The following is a 14,784-nucleotide window of genomic DNA, read 5'->3' as shown; positions in this document are numbered from 1 at the left end:
ATCATGAAGACACTCTTTGCAGTGATCGACGGCGCGGGCAGCGATGTTCAGGCCGTCCTGGCGGCGGAAGCCTTGCGCAAGGCTGCGCGCACCCACGGCCGACCGATCGAGGTCGAGGTGCGGACAGGCGGCAGTTTTGCGGACGACACGGCAGACGACGCGCGCGCGCTCCTGTTCGTCGGGCGCGATGGTCAAGTGCCACCCAGTCAAAATGGCCGCTACCTTACGCTCGAAGCCGTGCTGGCCGATCCAGTCGGGGCGCTGGGCACCGCCGACACTGGCGATGCTGCTGCCCCCACCAAGGCGGTGCCGCATATCGTCGCCATCACATCCTGCCCGACCGGCATCGCCCACACCTTCATGGCCGCCGAAGGGCTGACCGAAGGCGCCAAGCAACTCGGCTATGACATCCGGGTCGAGACGCAGGGCTCGGTGGGTGCGGGCGCGCCGCTCACGGCGGACGAAATCGCCCGCGCCGACATCGTGCTCATCGCCGCAGACCGCGAAGTCGACCGGTCGCGCTTTGCCGGCAAGCGCGTGTTCATGAGCAACACCAAGCCTGCCATTACCGGCGGCGCAGCCCTCATCGAACGCGCGCTGGCCGAAGCGAAGCTCCAGGGTGGTGACGCATCCCCGGGCGCGGCCGCCGCCGCAAGCACCACCGAGCGCGCCGGTCCCTACAAGCACTTGATGACCGGCGTGTCGTTCATGCTGCCCTTCGTGGTCTCGGGCGGCCTGTTGATCGCGCTCGCTTTTGCGCTCGGCGGGATTCACGCCAATGACGACGCAGCCGCCGGGACACTCGCCCATGCGCTGTTCCAGATCGGCGCCAAGGCCGGGTTCGCGCTGATGGTTCCTGCCCTTGCCGGCTATATCGCTTACTCGATCGCGGATCGGCCGGGCATCGCGCCGGGCATGATCGGCGGCATGGTCGCCGCCACGCTCGGCGCGGGCTTTCTCGGCGGGATCGTGGCGGGCTTCATCGCTGGCTACGGCGTGGCGTGGCTCAACCGCGTGATCCGCTTGCCCAAGAACCTGCAGGGCCTGAAGCCGGTGCTGATCCTGCCGTTGCTCGGCTCGCTCGGCACGGGCCTGCTGATGATCTATGCCGTCGGCACCCCCGTCGCCGCCGCGCTCGCCTTCCTCACCGAATGGCTGCGCTCGATGCAGGGGTCGAGCGCGATCCTGCTTGGCCTTATCCTCGGCGCGATGTCGGCGTTCGACATGGGCGGGCCGGTCAACAAGGCGGGTTATGCCTTCTCGGTCGGCCTGGTCGCGAGCCAGATCTACACCCCGATGGCCGCGACGATGGCGGCGGGGATGACCCCGCCGCTCGGCATTGCGCTGGCGACCTGGCTGTTCCGCAACCGCTTCACCGCCGAGGAACGCGAAGCGGGAGGTGCCGCCGCCGTACTGGGCATGGCCTTCATCACCGAAGGCGCGATCCCCTTTGCCGCGCGCGATCCGTTTCGGGTGATCCCGTCGCTGATGATCGGGTCGGCAGTGGCGGGTGCCATCTCGATGGCGGCCCGGTGTGAATTGAAAGTGCCGCATGGCGGGATCTTCGTCCTGCCCATCCCCGGCGCGGTGACCCACCTCGCCGCGTACGCGCTGGCGATCGTCGCAGGCACGGTGGTGACAGCCCTGCTCGTCGGTGCGCTGAAGCGCCAGCCGGTCGCGCCAGCGCTCGCCATCTGAAGATCAACGAAAAAGCGCCAGCGTATCGGCGCAGAGGAAGAGGGTCATGTTCTACGGTTTTCTCAAAGGCGCCTGCTTGGCCGGCGTCGCCGCACTCACGCTGTCTCCAGCCTTCGCCCAGGACAGCAATGCGCCTGCCAACGATCAACCGCCCCCCGCCCTGCCCGACCCGGCGACGGACACCGCCAAGCCGTTCCAGCCGCTCGCGGCCGACGGCATCACGCTCGATCTCAGTTATACCGGCGAAGCGGCAGCCAATGCCACCGGCGGCCTGCGCCGCGACGCCGCGTATACCGGCCAGATCTATATGGGCGCGAATTTCGATCTCGACCGGATCGCAGGTATCAATGGCGGGACCCTCCATTTCGCGGTGACCAATCGCCACGGCGATAGCCTCTCCGCGCTTGCGCTAGGCAACAACACCTCGGTCCAGGAGGTATGGGGCACGCAGAACACCCATCTCGCGATCCTCACCTGGGAACAGACGCTGCTGAGCGGACGGCTGTGGTTCGAGGCCGGACGCAGCCAGGCCAACATCCATTTCCTCAACTCGCCGCTCTATTGCAATTTCCAGAGCAACTCGACCTGCGGCAACCCCACCTTCGTCTTCAAGAACAGCAATTTCACCTATTTCCCCGCATCGAGCTGGATGGCGCATGCCAAGGTGAAGCTCACCAGCACCATCACCGCCCATGCCGGGGTCTATGAGGTCAATCCCGATCGCAAGCGCAACGAGGATAACGGCTTCAACTTCAGCACGCGCAGCGCGACCGGCGTCATCATCCCCTGGGAACTGACCTATGCGCGAGATGGCGCGGGGACGCGCCTGCCCGGCCATTATATCGTCGGCGGCTGGTTCGATCGTGCGGATTACGCCGATCCGCTGCGCGACGATCAGGATGGCATTGCCATCCTGTCCAACCGGCAGGCGCGAACGCTGCACGGGCGATCGGGCCTGTATGTCCGCTTCGACCAGATGCTGACGCGCGCCGATCCCAATTCGGCGCGCGGTCTCAGCCTGTTTGGCGTCGCCATGGGAAATCTGTCGGGGCGCGTCGAGGAAAGCCACTTCCTCGAACTGGGCCTGCTCCAGACCGGCACCTTCCCCGGCCGCGACCGAGATACGATCGGCTTCATGATCAACGACCAGCAGTTCAGCGATCTGGCGGTGGAGCGCATGCGCGCGGCGCAAATGTCAGCCGGGGGCGACGGCAATATCAAGCGTCACCAATATATGATGGAGCTGGCCTACGGCGCGCAACTGAGCCCGGCGATCCGCATCTCGCCCAATGTGCAATATATCCTGAATCCGGATCAGACCGGCGCACCGTTTCGCGCCAAAGCCATCCCCAATGCGCTGGTCTTCGGGTTCAAATTCACCGTCGACGCGCCAACCCTGCTCGGCGGGTTGCGCTAGGCGGTGTTGAGCCGCTTGAGGGTTTCGCAACATGTGCACGATAAAGCCCTATCTCCCCGCGAAAGCGATCACGGAGGTTATCGAGATCTGTTGCCTCCGAAAGCATCGGCTCAAAGGCGATGTAACGTGGGATTGGTTGCGGGGGTAGGATTTGACCGCTGTGGAACTCGTATCAGACTGACATGTGGTACGATCATTATCTCTAGGAACAGCCGAGTTTTGGACGTGTCGGTCGTTCCTCCCTCCACGAAAATTTAGGGAGACTTCAGGCAGACCGAAGATGCCGCTGCGAAGGCTCAACGATGGAAGGAGCCGGCAGACATGTATCGGGTGATTGCCGTAATCGGCGACACGCTCCGATCTACCTGACGCTGGCAATCCACGCGCGCGTCTGCTCAAGAACTTCGTCCGACAATTGCGGATCGTCGACCGCACGGGCGAGGATGACGGCCCCCACCATCGCTGCCCAGCTGCCGATCGCGGCGCTGCGCTTCTCGGCGGTCGAACCTCCCGGCACCGCCTGTTCGATGCGCCCGATCTGCTTGCGCAACCCCTCCGTCATTGCCGCCTTCGCCGCCGGCGTCTGATGGCGAATGGCCGCAGCGAGGCCCGCGGTCGGGCAGCCATTGCCCGGATTGTCCCGGTGTCGCGGCGCCAGATAGGCGCGGACGAAATCGCTGAACCCGCCCTCGTCGAAGCTGTCCGCGGCAAGCGCATGGGCCAGCGCCTGCGCCACCAGATCGTCCTTCGAGCGGAAGTGGCCGTAGAAGCCGCCATGGGTGAGGCCGGCCGCCTTCATCACCTCCGCGACGCTGACCGCGTCGAACCCCTTGTCCTTAAACAGCTGGCTGGCGACCTCCAGAATCCGGCGACGGTTTTCCGCCATCTGCTCTCGGCTGACCTTCATGTCCAAATTTCTCCGCACCCGGCGTTGACATTTACATGACGGCCATCATATTTAGCCAATCATGATCGTTGTCATGAATATAGGCTTCGAGACAGAAAGAGCAATCCGATGCGCGACATTCCTGCAGTCCTGATCACCGGCGCCTCCACCGGCATTGGCGCCACCTATGCCGAGCGGTTCGCGCGTCGAGGCCACACGCTGGTGCTGGTTGCGCGCGACGCGGCGCGGATGGAGGCGCTGGCCGACCGACTGCGCCAAGAGACCGGCGTGACGATCGACATTCTTCCGGCCGATCTCACCCAGGCGGCGGACCTCGCGAAGGTCGAGGCGAGACTGCAGGAAGACTCGCGGATCGGCATCCTGGTCAACAACGCCGGGACGGCGATCGGCGGGAGCTTCGTCGACCAGAGCGTCGAGGACATGACCAGGCTCGTCGCGCTCAACGCGACGGCATTGCTGCGGCTTTCCCGCGCGATTGCCCCGCGTCTTGCTGCTGCCGGCGAGGGTGCGATCGTCAACATCGGCTCGGTCGTTGGCGTCGCACCGGAGTTCGGGATGACGGTGTATGGCGCGACCAAGGCGTTCGTGCAGTTCCTGTCGCAGGGGCTCGCCCAGGAACTCGGGCCGAAGGGCGTCTATGTCCAGGCGGTGCTGCCGGCCACGACCCGCACCGAGATCTGGGATCATGTCGGCGCCGACGTCAACACCCTGAGCAATGTCATGGAAGTGGGCGATCTGGTGGATGCCGCGCTGGTCGGTTTCGACCGCCGTGAGCCGGTGACCATCCCGCCGCTGCACGATGCCGGCCAGTGGGACGCCTTCGATGGCGCGCGCAAGGCGATGCTCGGCAACATCGTCAACGCCCTGCCCGCCGAACGGTATCGCACGCCCGCCTGAACGCCACGCACATTCCCCGAGCCCATGCCGCGAACGCGGCGACACCCTAGGTGCAACATGACCACCAACACACTTTTCGAACCCTATACGCTCGGCGCCATCCCGCTTTCCAACCGGATCGTGATGGCGCCGCTCACCCGCAACCGCGCCGGTGCCGGGTTCATCCCCGGGGACCTCACCGCCGAATATTACGCGCAGCGCGCTTCGGCAGGACTGATCATTTCGGAGGCAACCCAGGTGTCGCAGCAGGGGCAGGGCTATCAGGACACGCCCGGCATCTACACCCAGGAGCAGATCGACGGCTGGCGCAAGGTGACCGCAGCGGTCCATGCAAAGGGTGGCCGGATCGTCCTGCAGCTATGGCATGTCGGCCGGATCAGCCATGTCGACCTCCAGCCCGATGGCGGCCAACCGGTCGCGCCCTCGGCGATCCGCGCGGCGACCAAGACCTTCGTCAACAACGGCTTTGTGGACGTCTCCGAGCCTCGCGCACTGAGCATCGATGAACTGCCGGGGATCGTCGAAGACTTCCGAACGGCTGCGGCCAATGCAATCGCGGCCGGTTTCGACGGCGTCGAAGTGCACGGCGCCAATGGCTATCTGCTCGAGCAGTTCGCCAAGGATGGCGCCAATGTCCGCACCGACGCTTATGGCGGCTCGCTAGAAAACCGCGCGCGTCTGATGCTGGAAGTCACTGCTGCGGTGGCGCAGGAAGTCGGGGCTGATCGCACCGGCATCCGGATTTCGCCGGTCTCGCCCGCCAACGGCATTTCGTGCAGCGATCCCCAGGCGCAATACGACTATATCGTCGACCGGCTCGAGGCGCTCGGCATCGCCTATCTCCATGTCGTCGAGGGCGCCACCGGCGGCCCGCGCGACGTCGCCACCTTCGATTACGGATCGCTGCGTCGCCGCTTCTCGAAGACCTATATCGCCAATAACGGCTTCGATTTGCCCCTTGCGGCCTCGCATCTGGCCGAGGACGAGGCTGACTTGATCGCCTTCGGTCGCCCGTTCATCGCCAACCCGGATCTGGTGGAGCGGCTGCAAAGCGGCGCGCCGCTGGCCGACATCGATCCGGCCACGCTCTATGGCGGCGGCGCTGCGGGCTACACCGATTATCCCCGCTTCACCGACACTTCCGGCAGGTAAGCCAAACGGGGGCCAGCCGCGCGCGCCCCCGTTACCTCACCCATCCGCGCCCCAGATCGAGAACCAGGCCATGACCACCTATGCATCCAGCGTATCGAAGACCGCATTCGTGACCGGCGCCTCCAGCGGCATCGGCCAGGCGGCGGCACGGGCGCTCAGCGAGGCCGGCTACCGCGTGATCGGTACCAGCCGCAAGGCAGCCCCCGGCGAAGTGCGCGACGGCATTCGCATGATCGCGTGCGAATGCCGTCGGACGCCTCGGTCACCGCCGCCGTGGCAGCCGCGCACGCCGAACTCGGCCGCATCGACCTGCTGGTCAACAATGCCGGCTACGCCATTTCCGGCGCGGCGGAGGAGAGCTCGACCGAACAGGTCCGCGCCTTGTTCGACACCAACTATCTGGGCGTGGTCCGCGTTACCAACGCGGTGCTTCCGATCATGCGCCATCAGCGCGGGCGGATTTTGAATGTCGGCTCGGTCGTGGGGCTGATCCCCGGCCCGTTCGGTGCCCATTACACGGCCAGCAAGCACGCGATCGAAGGCTATTCGGAATCGCTCGACCATGAGGTGCGGCCGTTCGGCATTCGCGTCGCGGTGATCGAGCCTTGGGCGACGAAGACGTCCATCGAAACCAACTCGCCGCGCGGCGACCGGCCCGTGGAGGCCTACAGCCAGACATTCGCCCGCTACCAGGCCGCGTTCGCCGCAGCCATGGCCGATGGCGACACCGCCGAGGCTGTCGCGGACACCATTCTCACTGCCGCACAGGCCTCGAAGCCGCAGCTGCGCTATCCCTCGGGCAAGGCGGCGCGTCAAACGGCCTTTGCCCGGCGGTTCCTGCCGCGCGCGCTGTTCGATCGCACCCTGCGCAAGCAGTTCAACATCGCCTGAGCGGCGTTCTCCCCTCATCGGCCCGCGCGCGGGCAAGGCAGCCCCGCCATGACCAACGCACCCATCCCCACCGCATCGACAATCCCCTGCCGCGACGCAGGCACCAAAGGATCTCGAGCGGATCGCCATCCCGGTTCTGATTGCCAACGGGGACAAGGACATCATGGTGCCCACGCAGAACAGCCGCGACATGGCGCGCCGTATGCCGAATGCCGAACTGGTGCTGTATCCCGACGCCGGCCATGGCGGCATCTTCCAGTACCACGGCAAGTTCGTCTCGAAAGCCCTGGCGTTCCTCGCCGACTGACATGACACCATTCCACGCTGGAGACCGCACGTGAAAGCCTTTGTCGTCGACACGTACAAGAAGCACGGCCCGCTGCGTCTGGCCGACATGCCCGATCCCGAGATCGGCCCCGAGGACGTGCTGGTCCAAATCCACGCCACCGCGATCAACCTGCTCGACTCGAAGGTGCGCGACGGCGAGTTCAAGCTGTTCCTGCCCTATCGCCCGCCTTTCCTTCTGGGGCATGACCTGGCCGGCACGGTGCTCCGCACCGGTGCCAATGTCCGGCAGTTCAAGCCGGGCGACGAGGTCTATGCGCGTCCGCGCGACGGCCGGATCGGCACCTTTGCGGAAAAGATCGCGCTGAACGCGTCGGACCTCGCGCTGAAGCCGGCCAGCCTATCAATGGAACAGGCCGCGTCGATCCCGCTGGTCGGCCTCACCGCCTGGCAGGCGCTGGTCGAGCTGGGCAAGCTAAAGCCCGGCCAGAAGGTGTTCATCCAGGCCGGTTCGGGCGGTGTCGGCACCTTCGCCATTCAGTTGGCCAAGCATCTCGGCGCCACCGTCGCCACCACCACCGGTGCCGCCAATGCCGAACTGGTCCGGAGCCTCGGCGCCGATGTGGTGATCGACTACAAGACGCAGGATTTCGAACAGCTGCTGTCTGAGTACGACCTGGTGCTCAACAGCCAGGATGCCCAGACGCTGGCAAAGTCCTTGAACGTGCTGAAGCCGGGCGGGAAGCTGATCTCCATCTCCGGTCCGCCGGACGTTCGCTTTGCCAAATCCCTGGGGCTGAACCCGCTACTGCGGTTCGTAATGCGGATGCTGAGCCGGGGCATCGTGAAAAAGGCCAAGCGCCGGGGTGTCGACTATACCTTCCTGTTCATGCGCGCCGACGGGCAGCAACTGACGGAGATCGCAAAGCTGATCGACGCCGGCGCGATCCGCGCGGTGGTAGACAAGGCCTTTCCTTTCGCGCAGACGGCGGACGCGCTTGCCTATGTCGAAACCGGACGGGCCAAGGGTAAGGTCGTCGTCCAGGTAGCATGACAAGGCCCGCAACACGCTCGGGGACGACCACGCGCGGCGAAGCATCCTGACAGATTAGTCTCCGCCGGCACGCATCTGCTCGACCCTCACCATCCCACCGCCATGCGGCATGATCGAAGCCAAGGGTCTCGCATCACCGCACCGCTCGATCGCAATTGCCGACGCCGGTACGTCCCGCCGGCACGTCGCGGGTGACGACGCTGCCGGCGCCGACAATCGCGTCGTCTCGGATTGTCACGCCGGGCAGGACCAGGCCGCGTCGGCAACAGCGAACGTCATCATGGTCGGCAGCAGCCTTGCTCGCGGCCTTGACTGGCGGCAGGTTCTGCCTCTGCGCCTTCTCCGGGACCTGAACCGCCTGAAGCCAACGCTTCCACTCACCGGCAGCGTTGGTCGGGGCACCGCCCGTGTGCATACGGGTACCGAGCGCCAACATAGCTATCAGAGCGCTGCGGCAACCTCGCTGATAAGGTTGCGCAGCCAGCGATGCGCCGGATCATGGCGGTAGCGGACGTGCCAGGCCATCTCGACCGGGAAGGTCCCCAGGTCGACCGGCGCCTCAAGCACCTTCAGCCTGGAATCGTGCGCCAGCCGTCGGCAGATCAGCGCGGGCAAGGTCGCGCAATAATCGGTGACCGCGACCATCTCCGCCACGGCGAAGAAATTGGTGACGGAGATCGCCACGTCGCGCTTCAGCTGCTGCTGCGCCAGCGCCTGGAACAGCCCGGCACGCATCCGCCCCGGCGGCACGATGTTGACGTGCTTCATCCCCTCGAACTGCGCGCGGGTGATCGTGTCGCCCACCTCGGGATGATCGGCCCGCACCACGCAGGCCAGCCCCTCGTCCATCACATGCTGGACGACGAGATTGTCGGGCGGATCAATCACCCGGCCGAGCACCAGCGCGGTCGTGCCGGAGACGACGCCGGTCTCCACCAGATCATTGCCATAGGGAGTAAGCCGCAGCTTGATGCCGGGCGCCGCCCGCTGGAGGCGCGCCACCACCGCGGGCACCAGCACGAACTCGACATAGCCGTTGGGCGCAATGGTCAGCAGCCGCTCGGCGGTGGCGGGATCGAACTCCTGCTGGCCGAGCACCGCATCGTCGAGCCGGGCGAGCGCATTGGACAGCGCCGGCTGCGTCATCCCCATCCGCTCGGCCGCGCGGGTGACGCTGCGCTCCTCCATCAGCGCCACGAAGATCGGCAGCAGGTTGAGGTCGTAGCGCATTCAGTCATATTGCTCGCAGCATATCTACAATCAAGAAGATAAACTTCTGGAATATGTGCTGCGGGGCCATTGTGTAGGGGCCGCAGCGGTTGCGGCGCACCGCAGGAAAGGCTCCCCCCATGACCAAGGCAACCATTCTCATCCTCGGCTCGAACGCAACGCAGATCGAACTGCGCGGCGGCGGCAGCGCGACGATCGGCCAGTATCTGAACGAGACGGTGGTGCCGACGCTGGCGCTGATCGACGCCGGCTACGACGTCGTGCTCGCCACGCCCAACGGCACCAAGCCGATCATCGACGCCGTGTCGGAAACGGTCGACCATTTCGGCGGCGACCAGGCAGCCTATGATCGCGCCCGCCGCTTCTTCGCCGACGCACCGCAGATGAACGACGTGCAGACCCTGCGCGCGGTGATCGAGGGCGGACTGGACCGGTTCGCCGGGGTGTTCGTCCCCGGCGGCCACGCGCCCGCCGTCGACCTGATGCAGGATGCCGATGCCGGCACCATCCTGCGCCACTTCCACGCGGCCGGAAAGCCGACGGCGTTGCTCTGCCACGGCCCCGTGGCGATCCTCGCCGCGCTGCCCGACGCGGCAGCCTATCGCGCGGCGTTGATCGCCGGCGACACCGCACGGGCCGCAGCGCTGGGCCAGGACTGGATCTATGCCGGCTATGGCATGACCGTGTTCTCCGCGAACGAGGAGAAGATCGCCGAGGCGCAGCTGCTGGGCGGCGAACTCTATTTCGACATGGAGCGCGCGCTTAAGACGGCGGGGGGCGAGGTGTCGGTCACGGCAACGAACTTCGCGCCGAACGTGGTCGTCGACCGCGAGTTGATCACCGGCCAGAATCCGTCTTCGGACCATCAGCTCGCCACGGCGCTGGTCGAGGCGCTGGACCGCGCGCTCGCCACGGCGTGAGCACCCGCATGACCGGTGGAGCGCTTCGCCTGCGCTCCACCGCCCCTCCCCATCCGAGAAGGAACCCGATGATGTCCACCCAAGTGAAAACCGTTGCGATCCTGACCGCCCATGCCGGCAAGGTGGCGGAACTTCGCACGTTTCTCGACGCCATGCTCGCGCCGAGCCGCGCCGAGCCGGGCAATCTGCGCTACGACCTCTGGCAGGACCGCGACGACCCTGCCCGGTTCGTGCTCGACGAGCTCTATGTCGATGCGGACGCCGTCGCCGCCCACCGCGCGAGCCCGCACTTCCAGGCCTATGCCACCAAGATCGCCGACCTCGCCGAGCGGACCGCAATCCCGCTCCTCCCCGTCGCTGTCGCCTGACCGGACCGCGCCGTCGATCCTTCCGATCGGCGGCGCGGGTCGTTGCTTACCAGGGGACCTGCTGCTGCTCGAAATAGAAGCGCCCGGTCACCTCCGCCGCCGCCTCGGTGGCCAGCCAGACAATCCCCGCCGCCGCCTGCTCGACGGCGCGATAGCCGGTATGGCCGTTGAAATCGGTCGCAGTATAGCCCGGGTCCGCCGCATTCACCGCAATGCCGAAGGCGGCCAGTTCCTTGACGAAGGCGAGCGTCACCGCGTTGAGCGCCGTCTTCGAGCTGTTATACCCCAGGATGTTGACGGCATGGTGCGGATTGGCCGGATCGGACAGCCAGCCGAGCGAGGTGCAGCGCCTGCAGCACCACATCGGTAGTCTAACCGGCTCTGCGTCGATCAACGGTCCAGGCAGCTGGAAGACAGGCAGCCGCTTGCCTGTCAACGCATGCACATGAGCGGACCCAAATAATTCTTCGGTATGGCACAGACGATCAACCTGTTCGCCCCAGACACCGGCACCTGGGCGGTTCAGCCGGACATGATAAGGGTGAAGACGTGGCTCAACACGGCCATGATCGCCACGCGCTCATAGCCATCCTGAGGCAGATGGAGCCTCCGGCAGACCCCGCGTGGTTCAGAAGTCTGCTGAAGCGTCAGCGAGCGTAACGCGCACCGCCACCCCCGCCACGACTGCCCCTAGCAGAGCGCCATAGGCCACTTTCGCAGCAAGGACCGGCAGAAATGGCCAGTACGACGGCCCGCCCCCCCCAGCAGCACCAGCGCGAGCAAGGTGCCCATCGCCGCGGCAGCTCGCCGCCCGGTGCCAACCTGTTCGTTCCAACCATCGATTTTTGCAAGAATGAGGTGAAAGAGATATTTGAGGACGTGGTAGCGACTGGCGGCGCGGCTCCCCGCCTCGTCGTCTTCGCTTTCCAGATCCGGGATAAGCGCCTGCAACGCCTCCTCAAACAGGGCGATCTCGGCTTCGAGCGCCGCAGTGTCCTCGTTCAGCTTCTCCTTGCCGTCGACGGTCGTGATGGTGAGCTTGGGCATGTCACTTCTCCCTGCGATAGGCGAGATTGGCGCCATGGCGCTCCAGCCAGTCGGCCGCCGTACCGCGATCCAGGCCGGGCGGAACGCGATATCGAGAAGGTCGGCCGTGATCTGCACCAAGGCCCGCTGTCGCCCGGTCATCGCGAGCTGTCTCCACCTGCCTTGCTGGACGGCATGGGGCTACGCGTTCCACTCCACCAGCGCCGCGTGGTAACGGCGCGAGCGCCGCTCCCACGACAATTGCCGTCCGAGTTCCTCCAGCATCCCCCTGTGCTTGTCGACCACCGTCTTCAGCACGCCGCCAAGCATTTGCCCGTGGCCGAGATCCCCTACCAGCATCTGGACCCCCTGGGTGACCGGGAGCTCCCGCAGCCCATCAGGGCATCGGCATCCTCGCCGAGGAAGCCGTACTCAGTCAGGTCAGCCCCGAGGCTGTAGATATGTCAGTCGCCAAAACCTGGCGATCGTCACACCGCGGCGCGCGCGAAGGGAAAGGTCGAGCGGCCGTTTCGTACGATCAAGGAGGTGCACGAGACCCTCTACCATTTTCACAAGCCCGGAGATGAAGCCGAGGCCAACCTGTGGTTGCGGCGGGCACTCGTCACCTACAACAATGCCGATCACCGCTCCGAACCCCATGCCCGCATTGAGGACTGGCTGCGCCATTTGCCACCCGACGGCGTGCGGGCGATGTGCTCCTGGGAGCGGTTCTGCGCCTTTGCGCGCGAGCCCGAGCGTCGCACCGTTGCGGGCGATGCGACAATCTCGGTCGAAGGCGCCTCCTACGAGGTCGAGCCGCATCTCGCAGGCGAGACGGTGACAGTGCTCTGGGGACTGTTCGACCAGGCATTGTTCATCGAACATGACGGCAAGCGGTTCGGTCCCTTCGAACCATCGCGCGGCGCGGTGCCGCTATATCGCTATCGGAAATACCAGAAGAGCCGGGCCGAGGAGCGACTGGACAAGGTCGTGCGTCTTGCTGACCAACTCGGCCTGCCGCGCGCGACGGTCTCGGGCGGTGATCGGCCGCTGCCATCCTTGCCTCCTTCCACCGCAGGCCTTGCGGTTCGTAGGGTGCCGTTTCCCGAACCCGCCGTCGAGACGACCTTTGCGACAGGCCTCGCGGCGCGACGGGCGATCGTCGAGCAACTCCGCCGTCCGCTCGGCGCTCTGCCCGAGGAGGATCGGGCATTCATCGACAGCCTGCTGAGCGAGACGCTCGACAAAGCCATTATCGCCGATCGCATTCGCGACCGGTTTCACGCGCGAAGGAAGGAAGGTTGATGCTGGCAGATGTGCAATCCACCTATGGGCTCGCCCGTCCTTTCCAGGGGGCTGGCAACTTCGAGACGGAGCACCAGCGCACCATCGTCCGTCAGGTCTGTGCCGCCGTTCAGACCGGCAGGCTGATCGTGGTTTCGGGGTTGGTCGGCTCGGGCAAAACGCATCTGCTGCGTAGGATCGAAGATGAGCTTGCCAGAGCCGGCAGGGTGGCCGTGGCCAAATCCCTCGCGGTCGACAAGAAGCGCACGTCGCTGTCCTCCCTGATCGAGGCGCTGTTCTATGACCTGTCCCCCGGCGATCGGGCGCAGGTGAAGATTCCGAAGCAGGCGGAGCGGCGCGAACGCGATCTCCGCGACCTGACGCGAAAGGGCAAACGGCCGATTGTGCTGGTCGTAGACGAGGCCCACGACCTTCACCACAAGACGCTCACCGGGCTCAAGCGGCTGATGGAAGTGGTAGCAGATGCCGGCGTGCTGCTGTCCGTCTTGCTGGTGGGCCATCCGCGGTTGCGCAACGACCTGCGACGCCCGCAGATGGAGGAGATCGGTTATCGAACCACCATCTTCGACTATGAGGGCATCGGCGCCGAGCGGCGCGATTACGTTACCTGGCTGCTGGGTGCCTGCGCTGCCGAGGGTGTGAAGGTCGCGGACCTAATGGAAGAAGACGCGATCGACCTGATCGCCGATCGGCTGCGGACGCCGCTGCAGATCGAGATGCACCTGACCCTCGCGTTCGAGCAGGGGTTTCGCTTCGACACCAAGCCCGTCACGGTCGAGATCGTCGAACAGGTGCTGTCGCGGGCGATCGACGATTTAGAGCCCATGCTGACGCGCAACGGGTACGATGCCGGTTTGCTCGCCAGTCAACTTGGTGCCCGCCCGTCCGACGTTCGGGCGTTCCTCGCGGGCACCCTTGATCCCGAGCATACCCGCGAGCTGACGGAGCAGCTCCGCGAAGCCGGCGTTCCCTTATGATTGGCGGTCCAATTCTCATTGTCGCAAAGCGTGAGCAGACCGCTTCGATTGCAAGCACGGCGGGATGATTGCAAGTCCAGTGCCACAGAACGTGAGCAGACGCGCTGCTCCAGTGTCAAATAATTTGAGCAAAAATCGGCTCTGATTGCGAGCAAAGCCCGCTGGGATTGCAAGCGCCTACAGATAGCACGCATCGGTTTGAGAAACTTTTTGAACAATGCTGCATCCCGCTCGGGATCGAGCCAGGCCACGGCCACGAAGCGGCTACCAGATTCCAGCTCAGGGAATTTCCGCAGATATCGCTTAGTCGTTTCGACCCCCGATTTATGCTTTCGCTCTTTTGGTACCCGTTGGCACTGGTGGCAATCGCGAGTAAGCGCGCCGCAAGCGGCGCGGTTTCGTCGCGCATCTGCGCACTATGGAGTACCGCTCCTAGTTCAAGCGGTGCGGCATAGGGCAAATCAACGATCGGCAGGCCATAATAGCGGTCGCGCGAATCCTTGTAGTATCCTTTGCCTTTACACGAGACGCACTTCTTGAATCTTTGGCACGAGAATCGACGCAATCAGTTCGCGAGCGCCGGCAAGTCGACCAGCCGACCTGATGCGCTTTTCATCGAGAGCGTGACGATCTACCCGCACGGGCCGGAGTGGCCCG

General features: G+C 65.2%; 15 protein-coding genes and 2 pseudogenes. 12 read left to right on the top strand and 5 right to left on the bottom strand.

Annotated features, from left to right (window positions below):
- Window positions 1-3 precede the first annotated feature (3 nt).
- On the top strand, window positions 4-1,698 hold the full coding sequence (locus ACTJKY_RS18305; protein WP_440847531.1) for a PTS fructose transporter subunit IIC: 1,695 nt from the start codon (window positions 4-6) through the stop codon (window positions 1,696-1,698).
- A 46-nt stretch (window positions 1,699-1,744) separates the two neighbouring features.
- Window positions 1,745-3,115, top strand: coding sequence for a carbohydrate porin (locus tag ACTJKY_RS18300; RefSeq protein ID WP_440847530.1), 1,371 nt, complete (start codon window positions 1,745-1,747; stop codon window positions 3,113-3,115).
- 361 nt (window positions 3,116-3,476) lie between these two features.
- Here ACTJKY_RS18300 and ACTJKY_RS18295 read toward each other — a convergent pair whose 3' ends face one another.
- Window positions 3,477-4,022 (bottom strand): TetR/AcrR family transcriptional regulator, encoded by a 546-nt coding sequence (locus tag ACTJKY_RS18295; protein WP_440847529.1) that lies wholly within the window; start codon window positions 4,020-4,022, stop codon window positions 3,477-3,479.
- Window positions 4,023-4,130: 108 nt separating this feature from the next.
- Here ACTJKY_RS18295 and ACTJKY_RS18290 point away from each other — a divergent pair, with 108 nt between their 5' ends.
- From ACTJKY_RS18290 to ACTJKY_RS18265, 6 genes and pseudogenes are all read left to right on the top strand, one after another.
- Window positions 4,131-4,919: an SDR family NAD(P)-dependent oxidoreductase gene (locus ACTJKY_RS18290; protein WP_440847528.1), complete on the top strand. Its 789-nt coding sequence runs from the start codon at window positions 4,131-4,133 to the stop codon at window positions 4,917-4,919.
- A gap of 57 nt (window positions 4,920-4,976) precedes the next feature.
- Complete coding sequence (locus ACTJKY_RS18285; RefSeq protein ID WP_440847527.1) at window positions 4,977-6,071, top strand: alkene reductase; 1,095 nt, start codon at window positions 4,977-4,979, stop codon at window positions 6,069-6,071.
- Window positions 6,010-6,228: pseudogene (locus tag ACTJKY_RS18280) on the top strand (hypothetical protein); the annotation flags it as partial. The gene ACTJKY_RS18285 and the pseudogene ACTJKY_RS18280, both read left to right, overlap by 62 nt.
- A gap of 86 nt (window positions 6,229-6,314) precedes the next feature.
- Window positions 6,315-6,962 (top strand): SDR family NAD(P)-dependent oxidoreductase, encoded by a 648-nt coding sequence (locus ACTJKY_RS18275; protein WP_440847526.1) that lies wholly within the window; start codon window positions 6,315-6,317, stop codon window positions 6,960-6,962.
- Window positions 6,963-7,059: 97 nt separating this feature from the next.
- A pseudogene (locus ACTJKY_RS18270) lies at window positions 7,060-7,269 on the top strand (alpha/beta fold hydrolase); the annotation flags it as partial.
- Between the two features lie 30 nt (window positions 7,270-7,299).
- Window positions 7,300-8,301 carry an NADP-dependent oxidoreductase gene (locus tag ACTJKY_RS18265; protein ID WP_440847525.1) on the top strand — a complete coding sequence of 334 codons (1,002 nt, stop codon included), beginning with the start codon at window positions 7,300-7,302 and terminating at the stop codon, window positions 8,299-8,301.
- 441 nt (window positions 8,302-8,742) lie between these two features.
- Here ACTJKY_RS18265 and ACTJKY_RS18260 read toward each other — a convergent pair whose 3' ends face one another.
- Window positions 8,743-9,531 (bottom strand): LysR family transcriptional regulator, encoded by a 789-nt coding sequence (locus ACTJKY_RS18260; RefSeq protein WP_440847524.1) that lies wholly within the window; start codon window positions 9,529-9,531, stop codon window positions 8,743-8,745.
- A gap of 119 nt (window positions 9,532-9,650) precedes the next feature.
- Between ACTJKY_RS18260 and ACTJKY_RS18255 the strand changes: the two genes are divergently transcribed.
- On the top strand, window positions 9,651-10,451 hold the full coding sequence (locus tag ACTJKY_RS18255) for a type 1 glutamine amidotransferase domain-containing protein (RefSeq protein WP_440847523.1): 801 nt from the start codon (window positions 9,651-9,653) through the stop codon (window positions 10,449-10,451).
- A gap of 68 nt (window positions 10,452-10,519) precedes the next feature.
- Complete coding sequence (locus ACTJKY_RS18250) at window positions 10,520-10,819, top strand: putative quinol monooxygenase (RefSeq protein WP_440847522.1); 300 nt, start codon at window positions 10,520-10,522, stop codon at window positions 10,817-10,819.
- Between the two features lie 46 nt (window positions 10,820-10,865).
- Here the strand turns inward: ACTJKY_RS18250 and ACTJKY_RS18245 are convergent, their stop codons facing one another.
- The 3 genes from ACTJKY_RS18245 to ACTJKY_RS18235 form a co-directional block, all read right to left on the bottom strand.
- Window positions 10,866-11,213 carry an SDR family NAD(P)-dependent oxidoreductase gene (locus tag ACTJKY_RS18245; protein WP_440847521.1) on the bottom strand — a complete coding sequence of 116 codons (348 nt, stop codon included), beginning with the start codon at window positions 11,211-11,213 and terminating at the stop codon, window positions 10,866-10,868.
- A 296-nt stretch (window positions 11,214-11,509) separates the two neighbouring features.
- On the bottom strand, window positions 11,510-12,007 hold the full coding sequence (locus ACTJKY_RS18240) for a hypothetical protein (RefSeq protein ID WP_440847520.1): 498 nt from the start codon (window positions 12,005-12,007) through the stop codon (window positions 11,510-11,512).
- Between the two features lie 39 nt (window positions 12,008-12,046).
- Window positions 12,047-12,205 (bottom strand): hypothetical protein, encoded by a 159-nt coding sequence (locus ACTJKY_RS18235; protein ID WP_440847519.1) that lies wholly within the window; start codon window positions 12,203-12,205, stop codon window positions 12,047-12,049.
- Window positions 12,206-12,391: 186 nt separating this feature from the next.
- On the opposite strand from ACTJKY_RS18235, the gene ACTJKY_RS18230 reads away from it, so the two are divergent.
- Window positions 12,392-13,150 carry a hypothetical protein gene (locus tag ACTJKY_RS18230; RefSeq protein WP_440847518.1) on the top strand — a complete coding sequence of 253 codons (759 nt, stop codon included), beginning with the start codon at window positions 12,392-12,394 and terminating at the stop codon, window positions 13,148-13,150.
- On the top strand, window positions 13,150-14,127 hold the full coding sequence (locus ACTJKY_RS18225) for an ExeA family protein (RefSeq protein WP_440847517.1): 978 nt from the start codon (window positions 13,150-13,152) through the stop codon (window positions 14,125-14,127). Before ACTJKY_RS18230 ends, ACTJKY_RS18225 begins: the two co-directional genes overlap by 1 nt.
- Window positions 14,128-14,784 lie beyond the last annotated feature (657 nt).

This window comes from Sphingomonas sp. 22176, from assembly GCF_052045505.1.
Lineage (GTDB): Bacteria > Pseudomonadota > Alphaproteobacteria > Sphingomonadales > Sphingomonadaceae > Sphingomonas.
Note: the sequence above shows the minus strand (reverse complement) of the source record. Positions and strands in the feature narration are given on the sequence as shown.

Bases quoted from the DNA above. Each gene is read 5' to 3' on its own strand.
- ACTJKY_RS18235 (WP_440847519.1), bottom strand. From the start codon at position 12,205: ATGCTGGTAGGGGATCTCGGCCACGGGCAAATGCTTGGCGGCGTGCTG.
- ACTJKY_RS18255 (WP_440847523.1), top strand. From the start codon at position 9,651: ATGACCAAGGCAACCATTCTCATCCTCGGCTCGAACGCAACGCAGATC.
- ACTJKY_RS18305 (WP_440847531.1), top strand. From the start codon at position 4: ATGAAGACACTCTTTGCAGTGATCGACGGCGCGGGCAGCGATGTTCAG.
- ACTJKY_RS18225 (WP_440847517.1), top strand. From the start codon at position 13,150: ATGCTGGCAGATGTGCAATCCACCTATGGGCTCGCCCGTCCTTTCCAG.
- ACTJKY_RS18290 (WP_440847528.1), top strand. From the start codon at position 4,131: ATGCGCGACATTCCTGCAGTCCTGATCACCGGCGCCTCCACCGGCATT.
- ACTJKY_RS18295 (WP_440847529.1), bottom strand. From the start codon at position 4,022: ATGAAGGTCAGCCGAGAGCAGATGGCGGAAAACCGTCGCCGGATTCTG.
- ACTJKY_RS18240 (WP_440847520.1), bottom strand. From the start codon at position 12,007: ATGACCGGGCGACAGCGGGCCTTGGTGCAGATCACGGCCGACCTTCTC.
- ACTJKY_RS18300 (WP_440847530.1), top strand. From the start codon at position 1,745: ATGTTCTACGGTTTTCTCAAAGGCGCCTGCTTGGCCGGCGTCGCCGCA.
- ACTJKY_RS18275 (WP_440847526.1), top strand. From the start codon at position 6,315: ATGCCGTCGGACGCCTCGGTCACCGCCGCCGTGGCAGCCGCGCACGCC.
- ACTJKY_RS18260 (WP_440847524.1), bottom strand. From the start codon at position 9,531: ATGCGCTACGACCTCAACCTGCTGCCGATCTTCGTGGCGCTGATGGAG.
- ACTJKY_RS18285 (WP_440847527.1), top strand. From the start codon at position 4,977: ATGACCACCAACACACTTTTCGAACCCTATACGCTCGGCGCCATCCCG.
- ACTJKY_RS18250 (WP_440847522.1), top strand. From the start codon at position 10,520: ATGATGTCCACCCAAGTGAAAACCGTTGCGATCCTGACCGCCCATGCC.